Annotated in this window: 7 protein-coding genes and 1 pseudogene; 7 read left to right on the top strand and 1 reads right to left on the bottom strand. The window is 51.7% G+C overall.

Features of this window, described 5'->3' with window-relative positions:
• The first annotated feature begins 106 nt into the window (after window positions 1–106).
• From L9059_RS11320 to L9059_RS11300, 5 genes are all read left to right on the top strand, one after another.
• Window positions 107–265 (top strand): hypothetical protein, encoded by a 159-nt coding sequence (locus tag L9059_RS11320; RefSeq protein ID WP_247290884.1) that lies wholly within the window; start codon window positions 107–109, stop codon window positions 263–265.
• Window positions 262–543, top strand: a complete 282-nt coding sequence (locus L9059_RS11315; protein ID WP_247290882.1) for a hypothetical protein — start codon at window positions 262–264, stop codon at window positions 541–543. The genes L9059_RS11320 and L9059_RS11315 overlap by 4 nt, the downstream gene beginning before the upstream one ends.
• Window positions 540–824: a DUF3077 domain-containing protein gene (locus L9059_RS11310; RefSeq protein ID WP_247290880.1), complete on the top strand. Its 285-nt coding sequence runs from the start codon at window positions 540–542 to the stop codon at window positions 822–824. The genes L9059_RS11315 and L9059_RS11310 overlap by 4 nt, the downstream gene beginning before the upstream one ends.
• Entirely contained in the window at window positions 821–3,712 is a 2,892-nt protein-coding gene (locus L9059_RS11305; RefSeq protein WP_247290879.1) for a DUF927 domain-containing protein, read from the top strand. The genes L9059_RS11310 and L9059_RS11305 overlap by 4 nt, the downstream gene beginning before the upstream one ends.
• Window positions 3,713–3,939: 227 nt before the next feature.
• A complete protein-coding gene (locus L9059_RS11300) occupies window positions 3,940–4,779 on the top strand; it encodes a coiled-coil domain-containing protein (RefSeq protein ID WP_247290937.1) in 840 nt (279 codons plus the stop codon).
• A 221-nt stretch (window positions 4,780–5,000) separates the two neighbouring features.
• On the opposite strand, the gene L9059_RS11295 is transcribed toward L9059_RS11300, so the two are convergent.
• Window positions 5,001–11,450: an NACHT domain-containing protein gene (locus L9059_RS11295; RefSeq protein ID WP_247290877.1), complete on the bottom strand. Its 6,450-nt coding sequence runs from the start codon at window positions 11,448–11,450 to the stop codon at window positions 5,001–5,003.
• Window positions 11,451–11,830: 380 nt separating this feature from the next.
• Between L9059_RS11295 and L9059_RS11290 the strand changes: the two are divergent.
• Window positions 11,831–11,953: pseudogene (locus L9059_RS11290) on the top strand (phage holin family protein); the annotation flags it as partial.
• Window positions 11,954–12,411: 458 nt separating this feature from the next.
• A complete protein-coding gene (locus L9059_RS11285; protein WP_247290875.1) occupies window positions 12,412–13,353 on the top strand; it encodes a gamma-glutamylcyclotransferase in 942 nt (313 codons plus the stop codon).
• Window positions 13,354–13,375: the final 22 nt, after the last annotated feature.

The raw sequence follows: 13,375 nt of genomic DNA, 5'->3' as shown, positions 1-13,375 counted from the left end.
TCTGCCGGGTTCCTTCTTACCCGGTTCGCCAACCTGCGCACAGCTGCCACCCCAATTCGTTTGGCGACGAACCGTGGCAGTTCCTACTTAAGAAGGAGCTCCACCCATGCACGCCCTCAATCCGTCCAAAATTCGCGCCGCTGCCCATCGTGCAATGGCTCTCGCCGCGTTACACGCCAATTCCAGCCTCGCCACTCGTCTCGCCCGTTACAACGCTCACATGACCAAAGCTCGCGCCCTCGAAGCCGCAGGCGGTGCCCAATGAACCAAGCCCTGAGCTTCTCCCTGCCCGAGGATCTGCTTTGCGTCCACAAAGGCGCCGAAGCCGGTGTGCCGATTGACGCCATCACCTGCGCCGTGGATCGGGCCAACTCTGTGCTCTTGCTTCTTGAAGACCAGTTCGAGTGCGACGGTCCCCGTCTGGCCAACCACGTCATCGCGGCGGCGCTGTGGGATGTTCGAGGGACGTTGGGACTGATCCGCACCCTCGCCGTGCACGCCGACAACTCCACTCGGCCACCCGTTAGTGGAGGTGCCCAATGAGCCCTTCCATTGCGATCAATACCGTGGGCGGCGCCACCTTTGCCAAGTGCAACGCTCAGAATCAGCCACTGTTCCGCATCAATGCCGGCATATCGTGCGAGGAAGCGCTCGAACAAGCTTCTCTACTCATGGATTGTGTAAACAAGCTCACTTTCTTGAGCGGCATGGAGAATGACAACGACGCGATGGTCTGGGCTTCGCATTATTTGAGCGAGATGGCCAAAGCCATCATTGATGACGTTACCAGCGGGTTGCAATTGGCCCAAGGCGGTGGCGTATGAAGGCCTCTACCTCCAATGCCCGTCGCCCCACGTTCGCCCAAGTCAAAGCCGTTGCGCTGCAGAACATTGATCGTGTGCTTGCTCACTGGCTGCCCAACGGTAAACGCGTCGACAGTGGCAAGGAATACACCGCTCCTAATCCGACTCGCACCGACAAACGTGCCGGCTCCCTCAAGGTCAGTTTGGCCAAAGGCACCTGGGCGGATTTTGCCACCGGCGACAAAGGTGGCGACCTGATCGATCTGGTGCGCTATCTCGACGGCGGCACCGACGTCGAAGCCTGCAACAAGCTGGTGGATCTGCTGCACGTTACCGCTGGGGCGGCTCAATCGAAGCCAAGCCCCAGCAAATGCAAAACACCGGAATGGCTCGCCATACAGCCGATCCCAGCCGAGGCCATGAGCAAGTGCCCGGCCAAACACCGGCAACACGGTACGCCGTCCAAGGTTTGGATTTATCGCGACGCTCAAGGCCAGCCAGTCATGGCGCTCTATCGCTTCGACTTGGGCCCGGATGAAGACGGCAAACCGCGCAAGGTGTTTGCCCCGTTGACCTGGTGCCAACGGGCCGAAGGCCAAACCCAGCAATGGCGCTGGCAGGGCCTGCCTGAGCCGCGTCCTCTACTGCGTCTGGATGAACTGGCGCAACGCGCAGAGGCACCGGTCATTCTATGCGAAGGCGAAAAGGCCACCGACGCCGCGGCGGAGTTGCTGCCCAGCTACGTGGCCACGTGCTGGCCGAACGGCTCGAACTCCTGGCACAAAGCCGACCTGGCACCGCTCAAAGGTCGGTCCGTGGTGTTGTGGCCAGACAACGACGCCAGTGGCAAAAGCTGCATGGATGCCGTCGCAGTACAGTTGCAACAGATCGGCGCCGCGTCGGTGCGCGTGATCGCTCTGGATGTCTTCAAACGCAAGCCCACGCTCAAGAATGACCAACCGGCCTTCGCTAAAGGTGGTCAATGGGATGACGGCGACGACGCGGCCGATGCGCAGGCCAAAGGCTGGACGGCGGCGCACTTCGCCGAGCTGGAACACAGCGGCGAGTTGTTTGGCGTCGAGCCGGAGAAAGCACCAACCGAGCCACCCGAAGCCAAGACCAAGCCAACGACCAAACGTACCGCGAAACCCAAAAACGATCTGTTGCCCGGCGGCTTTCGCCTGACGCCCGAAGGCGTGTTTTATTCCGGTGACGATGGCGAGGCACGCCCGGTGTGTTCGCCGCTGGAGATCCTGGCGCGCACCCGAGATGCGCAGGGGCATAACTGGGGTTTGCTGGTCGAGTTCGACGATCCCGACGGGGCAAAAAAGCGCTGGAATATTCCGGCACGGACCATGACCGGCGACTTCGGCAAGGACGTGCTGGGTCCACTGGTGGACATGGGTTTGCGTCTGGCCGGCAGTCGCTCCGGCCGCAATGCCCGCAACGACCTGCAGAGTTACCTAGGCGGCTTCGACAGCGCCCAGCGCGCACGCTTGGTCACCCGTTTGGGCTGGCATGACAGCGCCTTCTTGCTGCCCGAACAACAGGTCGGCTTGCACACCGAACACCTGCACTTCTATGAGGCCGGCGCGCAGCTTCCGCCCATCAGCGAAGCCGGCACCCTGGAACAGTGGCAAGAGCAGATCGGCGCCTTGTGCATCGGCAATCACCGCTTGGCGTTTGTGGCCAGCGTGGCGTTTGCCGGTCCGCTGTTGCACATGCTCGGCCATGAGTCGGGCGGCTTCCATCTCTACGGAGACAGCTCGGGCGGCAAGACCACGCACCTGCAAGTGGCCGCCTCGATCTATGGTGGGCCGCGTCTGGTGCGCTCCTGGCGCTCGACCGATAACGCCTTGGAATCCATCGCCGCCGCGCATTCGGACGGGCTCCTGGTGCTGGATGAAATCGGCATGTGCGACCCGCGCATCATCGGCGAAACGGTGTACATGCTCGGTAACGGCACCGGGAAGGCTCGCGCCAATGATCGAGGACAAGCAGGCCGCCAGGTGCAGGAGTGGCGCTTGCTGTTTCTTTCGACCGGCGAAAAGACGTTGGCGCAGCACATGGCCGAAGCTAATAAGGAGCTGAAAGCCGGCATGGAAGTACGGATGCTCGCCGTGCCAGCGGACGCCAGCAAAGGCCTAGGCATGTTCGATGTGCTCAACGGTTTCGATGACGCAGCCGCCCTCTCCGATGCACTCAAGGCGCGGGTGGCCAAGTACTACGGCACACCGCTCACCGCCTTCCTGTCGGCCCTCTGTGCACCCAGCAAGCGGCATGGTTGGTCAGCGATCCTGCGCCACACCTTGGAGGGCTTTATCGCCAAGGCACTACCCGCCTCGGCGAGTGGCCAAGCGCATCGTGCTGCTACCCGTTTCGGACTGGCTGCCGCAGCCGGCGAACTGGCCACCGCGATGGGCATCACCGGCTGGCCCGATGGCACCGCCACCACCGCTGCCCGAGTCTGCCTGAGTGCCTGGATGAATGAGCGCGGTGGCGCCAGTAATTTCGAAGGTGACGCGATCCTGGCACGGCTGCGCCAAGTCATCGAACGCTTCGGCGAAAGTCGCTTCACACGCTGGGAGTCGACCGCCGCCAAGATCGATGAACACGGTCCCCGCACGATCGATCGCCTGGGCTTTCGCAAGTCGTTGGAACACGGCATGGGCGACGCATTGCACACCACCAACACCTACTACGTGTTGCCCGAGGCATGGCGCTCTGAAGTGTTCAAGGGCATGAACATAAATGCCGTGAACAAAGAGCTGATCCGTCGCGGTGTACTTGAACCTGGCACCGATGGCAAAGCGTCCAGTTCGATTCGTTTACCGGGTCTTGGCACCCAGCGTTGCTATGTGGTGAAGACCGTGCCTGGGACAGACGAGAGTGAAGCACAGGCGGCCTGACGGTCGGCCTTCGGAGGTAATGCCGGCTGAATCCCGGCCTCGCCAGCCCTATCCCACGAAGACAATCAAATTACACAGGATAAAAATACATGAATGGTATTCAAGAACTCGAAGATAAACGCCAAGCCCTGCTTCATGAATTGGAAAAACCGGAAGCAGAATTGCTCCCTTTTGATGCTGTGTTGGAAAGCGCCGAAGGCATAGACCGCGATCAGGAAAGAGCAATCATGAACGATATTCAAGAACTCAAAGATAAACGCGAAGCCCTGCTCCATGAATTGGAAAAACTGGAAGCAGGACCGCTCCCTTTTGAGGCCGCGCTGGAAAGTCCCGAAGACATAGACCGCGATCAGGAAAGGGCGCTCAGAGACGAGTTCAATGCGCGTAAACGGCGAATCGACTCAATCAAGTTCGAGATCTCTCGAATCGATCAGAAGCTGCATCGCCGAGAGGCCATTGCTGAGCAGGACGCCCGGATAGCCGAGTACATTTCAGGCATGGAGAACTGGAAGGCCGATAAGGAAGAACTTCTCGCCAAACGCGAGAGCCTTAACGTCCGGTTGGAGCAGGTCAGCAAGAAGGCTGTGGAGGATATGAGCAAGGCGCGACAAGCCGAAACAGAGGCAGCATCAGCTTATGCCCGGGCGGTTGCTTGGGGTGATGAGGAGGGCGAAAAGAATGCGAACGATGACGCGCAAAAAGCCGCGAAAAACCTAGTGGCAGCCACTGAACATAACCGGAGGCAGCAACTAATTATAACCGCGCTTGAGGTGGAACTGGTGACAGTGGACAAACACGTTATGGAAGCAGAAGAGGAATATAAGAAACTCGAGCGCTCTGCCTTGTATGTGGCGCATTACGCCTTGGAAGAAAAGTGGAATGCGGCCGCACGGCAATTACTAGATGTAGGGGCTAAGCTTTACGCAGCCGGGAGTTTGATCGAGCGGGATGGAATAGAGTTTCTGAAACTCAACATCCCCGAACTAGGGGAAAATTATGGCCACTGGCAACGGAGCGACATGTCCGAGTTAGCCAACTACGACGTTCAAGACATCTTGGCGCGCTAGCAGGGAAAGCTGAACTGCCCCCCCGAAAAAGCCGATGCAAGTCGGCTTTTTATCGCGCTAGCTCTCACCTTTTTATTAACAAGACCAAAGTCTGCTTTTTTTGAATTAAATCACTCAAAGGTCTGCAATAAAAAAGGAGTCAAATTGATCCCGGCTGAAGAAACTCCGTGAGCGCCTATGAATCGCTATTATAGAAACCACTACCCGACCTCACACGCCACCTAATACTTTGTTACATGCGGCTCGTTAACTACGCCAGGATAATACTCAAATTCTAAGTTTTTCTTAACCCGGACAACTGCCGTCGTATGCAGATATTGATTTCCTTGACTGCCAAATCCTTTGTTATAGCGTCGCAGCACTATGAGTATCAAAAGATCCGCACACTGATCATCGAGCACACGCTTTACGAAATCAGTTCTACAAACAAGCCGGTCAGCGCTAACCGAATCATCCTCGTCACGAGCTGGGTTACTTCCCCACGCCTCAGATCTCACCACTACGGCTCCATCTGGATCAACCCAAAGCCGCCTGAAAGAATCCAGAGTTCTCAAAGAGTTGTTTGCATTTATAGCCTTAGTGAAATGCCGTCGTCGTAAAGCCGAATCCACGCCAAAGGGGTCGGTTTCATCAAGTTTCGGTTCGATGGAAGGCCAAACGATCCAAGGCGTGTATAGCCCTTCTGACCGCGAATACTCATCGTCTTCCTCATGCTCATTTGCATGTGGCAGCCAAGCTTGAAAAGGGTCCTTTTTAGACAGCTTTAGAGCTAATGTTTTTGCTTGTTTAGGAGGCACAAGCGCCGATGAAATACGAATCAAGATACCATCAGCTGAGCGCCAGTCCCCAGCTACCACCAATGCTGCTGCAATTGAAGAATCGATACCCAAAAGATCAAGGATCTTCACTTTATTTCCTGTAATTACAAGGCCTTTTTCACCTTGCTCAAAGAGATTAACTTGCGCATCTATAGGAGGTCTATCCGTTCCATCACCGAGCCAAAAACCATCACTTTTTGTAAGCACCTCGCGCTTCAGCCACTCACACCAAGGATTGTCATCATCATAGGGGCGTTGAACAACCTTATGTTTCGCCAACAAATCTCCTGCTACAAGATAAAGTGCATGTTGCCCCAGTTGTTGTCCGTATAGGTGATGCATCGCATCAAGGCCGCTGACACGATTTCTTCGACGAACAGATCGCTTACCAGCTTCATACATGCTTGTTATTTTTTTATCATATTTCCTAACCCAGGCCGTCATAGCGTCCTTAATTTCCCATCTTGGCCGATCAAACATATCAACTATGCGAGTTACTTCACTCTTATCGAAATCATAGTCCAAGCTAAACTTTAGCTTTGAAGTTGATGAAGAGTCTGAGCGATCCTGATAAAACGAATCGCGCGCGAAACTTTTCGATTTCTTCTTGGGAAATGGAGACTTGTTAACCAAACTGAAGATATTAGCCTCAGATTTTGACAGACCGAGATTTCCATTTTTTATACATTCCAGAACAGCTTGAGCCGCAAAGTGGCGAAACAATACATGCGGCGTAGTTGCGTCTAACGCAATGGATCTTAACTGAGTGAAATATCTTGCCACATGTTGCGGAAAATCCTTTGAAATTCGCGCAATCGCAATTAGCAACCAGAGTCGTGCGTGAAGAAAATAAAATTCAAGCTCCGGAGCTTGGTAAGGATGAGCATCGGTAGACGAAAATCTTTCAAAAATCGCATCTATTACGTCCCATCGCCCAAACCGAGCGAAGCAACGGAGGCTGTAAGCGGCTCTCCATCGACATGCGGCAGTAGGCGAACCAAGTGCGTACCATACCAACCCTGCGGCAATATCCGTCTCGCTGGATGCAGGATAGAGGCCACGATTCAACGCACCGTCAACGACAGTTGACGCTAACTTAGCTGAATTACTATTCAATAATCTTTTCAGTGCCAGTTGCCCCTCACCTGCTTTGGTTTTTTCACAAATAATTGCTGCGAGGGCCATCCAGATTGATGCAGGTAAATGAGAGTCTGGTTCCGCAAAAATCATGATTAACTCAATTGCCAACACAGACATCGGAATACCGGATAGCTCAGCTACCTCCTTCAGTTGCGACCCTGAGAGATAATCATTATGCACAAAGTCATCTGCATGAACTTGCATCAAGACCCTTCCAGCATCACGAAATGCATCTTCTAAGGCTGCAGAAGTCCCACCCCACTTGCTCTTGCACTCCCTGAGTTCACGTAGCTTTGCATAGAACTCGAAAGTCTCAAGCCGAGAGATTATATTAATATATCTTGGTCTTTCAGCGTACTTTAGCTTTGCGCGCACATCTTCAAAAAAGTTACGTTTAAGGTCAGTGAAATTCTGAACATCGTTAAGGGCCTCAACTGCTCGCGACATTGAAACCTCGTCATAAGGGTCCACTTCTTGCACAATAGACTCTACAGCACGTCGTGCCTCCTCCTCTTGATCACTTACCTTAGATAGGGAATATGAGGCCCGCTCCCCATGATAATTCCTATTGTCATTTCCTTCATCTTGCAACTTTTTGAACTTCGGTGCAGCGACTGAAAGATAGGTGCAGTGCTCTGAGTCTATACCGAGTTCCCTTTCAGCAATCTTGTGAAGCTTTCCCAGAGTACTGGGCATAGAGGCGCCTGGATTACTCTGTGCAAATTGAATGATTAGCTCACTCAATAATTCCTTCACATTCGGATAACCTTTACTTGCGATCACTTCCGCCATTTGCTCCGTACCGCAAGCATACAGTTCCGCTGGAGCCGAGATACGGAGCAGCGCCACAGCGATGGACGGATCTATTTTGTCTTGTTCAAGTAGTGCCGTCAGATAAGGTAGTAAAGTATAATCAAGCGAGATTTTGTCGCGATCATCCCATCTTCCTAGCTTTGAAAGCGTGCGGCACCCGGAAGCTCTTACCAATCCTTTTGCGAATGCAAACCAAGGAAACTTATGCTCTTCAGAGGGCATATTTAGTTCGCAAATATTAGATAATGTGTGAAAGTCGCCCTCCTCGAGTTCATCTCCCTTTAACTCAGAAGCAAATATCAGCAGCTCATTTGTAAACTGATAGTCATTTGAGCCTATGGCGTCCATTTGTTCAATGCCAGCACGAAAATAAGACGCAGCCTCCTCGAAGCTTGCCGACATTATAGCTCTAGCTAGTTTCGCAAATAGAGAAGCTCTATAGTCAACCTCATCTTCAAATTCTATTAAGGCCTTGACCACTATTGCTGTTTTACCCGCCAGTTCCTGCAGCTCAATCCGTCTCGAGAGTATCTCGACCATATTGATCAGAGCTGATGTTTGCGCTACATTGGCTCCGCACATTTCCAATACGAATACTTTCACTGAAGAAAGTTTAAGATCGCTACGAGACCACAGTGAAAAGGATAGTAGCTGTTGACCTAGCATGTCAAAAAAAGTATTCACTTCCTGGCGACCAGAGTAGCGCTCTCTTTTATTTCTAAGCCTCGCCCACACCGAAACCAGCTCTAGAAATATGTTATCGCCTTTTCCCTTTTCAGAGGAAAGCATGGCAGTGAAAACGTTAGTCATTTCTAGAAGCGGTTCTAGTTGATCGTCGATAAAACTTCCAGCGTCCCTTTTTGTTTCTGCACTCATGGTCTCCCTTCCATCTAATGACTGCTCTTTAGAATTAAGAGTATCGCGCAACTCATTATGAAGAGCCTTCCGAAACTCCTTTCCATCTGACACATTAGAGATGCGAGCTCCAATATCAGTGAGTTCTTTTGGAAGAAGCATGAGCTCTGTGATTTTCTGCTGTACTCCTGCTGCGTTAAGAGCTGTACAAACTACAAACGGAAACACACCTTTGTTGGAGAAGCGGTCCATATACGACCAAAGACTTGGACTTTCACACTGAATGGCTCTGACAATAGTAGCTGCTTCTGCGCGCATACCCAGCGATGTTGCTACCGAAGCAGCTTTCAGGAGACCATCCTTAACTAAATAATCATTTCCTCTATGAAAGTCCTTACCTTCCTCCACGAAATTATTTTGACACGCTCTAGCCAGCGCACCGACAAGTTTGCGTTGAATCTCACTTTCGAACTCCATAAAAGAGAGCGCCGCTGCGAGAACGCCAGGCTGTGACTTCGCGGCCGTCAAGAAGCGAAAAACGTTAACTACCGGAATTACACCCATCGATTGAGCTTGGCTCAACAAGTAGAATAAATGTTCTGCAACTTCGTATGCATACCACTCCTGCCATCCCTTCATGAATTTTGCGGCATCGCGCACACGATTTTTGGCGATTAAACACAAAGGAATTGACGCAATATCAAGGCTTTCCGGCCCCCCTCTATCTCTACGGTATTCATCATCCTGCTGATAAAAGTGACCAAGCCACTCCCCGGCAGTTACAGCATGTCGCGATGCGTTGTTTAGATCGCCAGATAATACACTTGCAATAATAAGTCGTGCGTGACGTGTTCCAGGCCATAATGTTCGCGTCTCGAAAAGCCGCCTTGTTGCGTCAACATCGTGAGATGCAATCACTAGATCTGGATTATCCAGAATATAATCCGCACCACGCTGAGTTATGGCTGCAAGGGTCGAAAGCTCAACCAGAAAGTGGACAAGATGATCGAAATCTTGCTTCCGAGCAGCATGGAGGACAGCGGCTTTTAATCTTGAGTAGCGGATATTTTGTTTGCCAACGGCGCTTGTTATCACACTAGGAAACCGCTCATCAAACGCCAAATCAAACAGAAGCTTCCCGTCATCTAGTTTCTGAAGTAGACCTGGAAGCGCGCTTGCCGCATACACCGAAACGCCTTGTTTCTTGAAGAGATTTTCGGCTAGCACATGAAGAATATCAGTTTTTACAGCATAAGATTCTCGTACGAATGTTTCCGTCGGTTCATCACGAAACATCAACCCATGTCTCGTTTGCTCAAGTAGAGGAGATAAATCCGCCGCGAAGCTTTTTACTGCACTTAAATCTATGCCGTGTGCGTCTGCATACTCGTCAAGAGGTACAGGGGGAGGTAAAACGGCCAGGCCGGCAAGGAACGCGTTGATTTCGCGTTCGCTGTTGCCTCTCCGCAGCGCCTCACCAAGAGCGGTCTGAATTCGACTTCTCAGAAGGTCATCTAATCTTATTATTTTATTTACCTCAGATGGTTCAAGGAGCCCTCTATCGCTAAGCGCAAGATGCTCGAGTATTCGAGGTGTTCCTTGCGAACGAGAGAATGCGACCTTTATCTGAGTATCGGTTGTAGTTGGGATACGATCGCGAAGATATTTTTCAGTTTCTGCAAGGCTGAATGGCTTTAATTCAACTTCTTCACATGAAACATCCTTTCTTGAGATATTTCGCCGATATGTCCGGCAGCTTACAATAATTTGAACCCCATCAACAGGTCCGCCATGATGAAAGCTTTCAAGCAAGAGTGTAGGAAAGGAAAGTTCGCCCTTGTCTTTCGCATGCTCAGCGGCGTTATCTATCGCATCGATAAACAATAGTAGCTGCTTAGACGGCGACACTCGTCTGAGTGTAGCTATGGCTTGAGAAAGTCGTGCTCGGAAGGCCCTAATAAGTTCTTCTATGTTTTCGTTTATTGGCAACAATGGATCGCACAAACCATCGCACGCGAGATTATTGGTGATATGAATCAGACCGCGTTTAGGGAGATGACGCGCATCCTCTGGAGCTCGGTAAGCGCCACCACCAAAGCAATCAAACAATACTGTTTCATGCGTCTCACTCAACGCCTTGGCTAAACTTTGTAGAAATACTGTTTTACCCATGCCTCCATCTGCGTGAATAACAAGAGGCTTATCCAAGTTAGGTATGAGGCATACCACTTCTGATAGTTGCTCACGCGAGACTACACTCCCAACTTCCGGAAAACTAGTAGGGCAAGGAAAGAGGTCATCGGGACTTTGTAGTTCCAAAGCATCTAAGACATCAGTCCGGCTGATGACATTTTTTCCTTCACATACCAAACCAGCCTTATCACGAAGTAACTGCCTCAAATTCCCCAATCGAGCTCGCGCCATTGCGTCAGGAGCTGCTGACCAGTCAGTAATCATCTGAGAGAGATATTGCTTGTTTCGTCTGAGACTACCAGCCGCTCCAATGATTCTGACTTTCTTAGCAAACTGAGCTAATTTTGTATTTAGAAGCCCGCATGCGGCTATAAACTGGCTTGCCTGCTTTTTGGCTTCTCCTGTCAAACGCGCGCCTGAGGCAATACCTTCAATAGCCTCGTCGAATTCATTATATATGGGTCTATTTGTTACTAGTTCAAATGCCAACTTCCCCTCAACGTCACTAGCTCCATACTTCTCTAAAAAATTCTCAAAAGCCTCCGCAAATTTCTCTATTGTCTTCTTTGCATCGCTCGCACGGAACGGAACTTGCTCAGACCCTTTGGAGTATTTAAGTTGCACAATGACTACTGATTCTGCCTCATCAAATGTTGGTCTTTTCCCGTAGTACAGGACAAGATCGGCAATCTCGACCGTTTTCGCCGACGCTTTTGTTTGATCAACAGGTGAAAGCCCTTCAACTGCAATGCCCACAAGGCCATCGCTCGGCATGACAAGCTGGAGTGCTTTACGCGCAGCCCAAGCCTCATGAAATTCGTGGCCATCGCGAGACGCTCTTGTTTTGTCCATTCTTCCTGGATCCCTCTAATTTCAAGCGATGTAGCCACAAGTACTGCCTCCAAGCAACAAAAGCAGCTTTTAGAAATCGGTGGAAGTCAGCTCATCAAATTCTGACGATCTTAGACACAAGAAAAGTCTGAGTTGGGTACAAAGGCAGTCCATCTGTAACACCGCCCCAGCTTTCCACTGACGGTGTAACACGAAAAACAAAACGGTGTGACATGAAAATAAACCAATATATTCAATAGGTTAGGAAGGCTCGTTACACATATAACACTTGTCACACTGGTATTGAGACAGCTTCGAACAACACTGACCCCCGCCTCCCCGCTACAGAGCGTTCCACCAGCGAGCAGCGGTCTCACGTACGCTCTCGATTTTGTAACAGAAGTACGTCGGCGATGGGCTGCCTTACCGCAATGGCGGGTGTGGATGTTGCCATCGGCCTGTATGAACGTTGGTCTGCCAAGCGGCTGGGCGTCTGCGAAGCACCGCCAGCCGGTGGCGAACAGGGGTGGCTCACCGTGCCGGGGTGCCGAAAACCGCCGGGGCCCCTGGGGTTATCCGGGGGGTACGGGGTCGGAAACCCGTCGGACCTTGTTAGCGGGAGATCTCCCAGCTTAGTGAACAGGTGAACCCGGTGAACTGACTGTTAACCTGTGCATTTGCCCTACGAAACGACGGATCTGAGTTCACCGTTACCAACACGGTAACGATGCCCCTTTTTCTGCAAGATCCTTTCAACTTCAACGTTGAAATTTCAGTAAGCTGGAGGGCATCCCACTACCAAAACCCCGCGGGTTTCCGACCCCGTATCTCGACTAAACCCTCAGGGTCCCCGCCAGCATTTCCCACGTGGAGCGACGTCTGTATCTCAGCAGCTGATTGGCTCACTCAGGTCCAACGCGCTGGCCGGGTGCCCTTAGAAAATGCTATGTAGCAGTCGACTATCGACACAAATGGAGTGGTTATGAGCGTTGAGGAAGGAAACGATCTTGAGAGTTCTGAAGGCTGCGTTGTCCCAGTAAATCTGATCCCTGCTGAGGAACTGTCTCGCTACAGCGTTGAGAGCGACGTGCATGCAGGCAGGGACATCGCTAGCTACGTAAATGGCCAAGCTCCGGATGAGGAAGTACTTCACGTAGAGAAGCTGAAACGAGAGACGGTTATTGGGGAGTCTTACGACATTTGGGACGTGACGACCGACAAAGACCGCTACTGGGTCTTAACGAATCTGACCAATCTCTACTCACAGCGTTTCTTCCCAAGCCTCGATTACACCATCTCGTTCCACATCGGCTTAATGATGCGGTTGAAGAGTCGGCCCGAGCCTATCGCCAATTACGAACCAACCCCATTCGATGAAGTTTTCAGGAGAATGGATCAGGCTGACGAGCGCCATGAGTCCGCTGTAGAACTCGAAGACTTCCAAGCTGTTGGTATGCTTCTGAGGGAGGCGCTCGTTTGCATGATCGAAGCGCTCAGGACCTCCACGGAAATGCCTGAGGCGATTGAGCTCCCTCAAAAAGCTAATTTTCTAGCTTGGAATGATTTATTGATGAATCAGTTGTGCGGGGGAGGGAGTAACAAAGAACTGCGTCAGCATCTGAAGAACATTGGTAAGGAAGCTTGGCAGCTGGTGAATTGGCTCACTCATTCGAAAAGCGGCGGCCAGATGGCTTCATCAATCGCAATACATACCTGCCGCACAGTAATCGGTAACTCCTTTCAAATTTTGGAGCGGGACCAGGAAGCACACCTAGACACCTGTCCGACCTGCAAATCACGTGACGTCCGCAGACACTTCGATATCCATATCCCACCAGAGGGCTCGTATTACCATAGCTGCGGTGTTTGCAAATGGACTGACTATCCAGATCTGCAAGCCGACTCAGATCCTGCAGAGCTTTAGTCCAGTACGGCCAGCGACCAAG

The sequence above is a fragment of the Pseudomonas violetae genome, from assembly GCF_023072615.1.
GTDB lineage: Bacteria > Pseudomonadota > Gammaproteobacteria > Pseudomonadales > Pseudomonadaceae > Aquipseudomonas > Aquipseudomonas violetae.
Note: the sequence above shows the minus strand (reverse complement) of the source record. Positions and strands in the feature narration are given on the sequence as shown.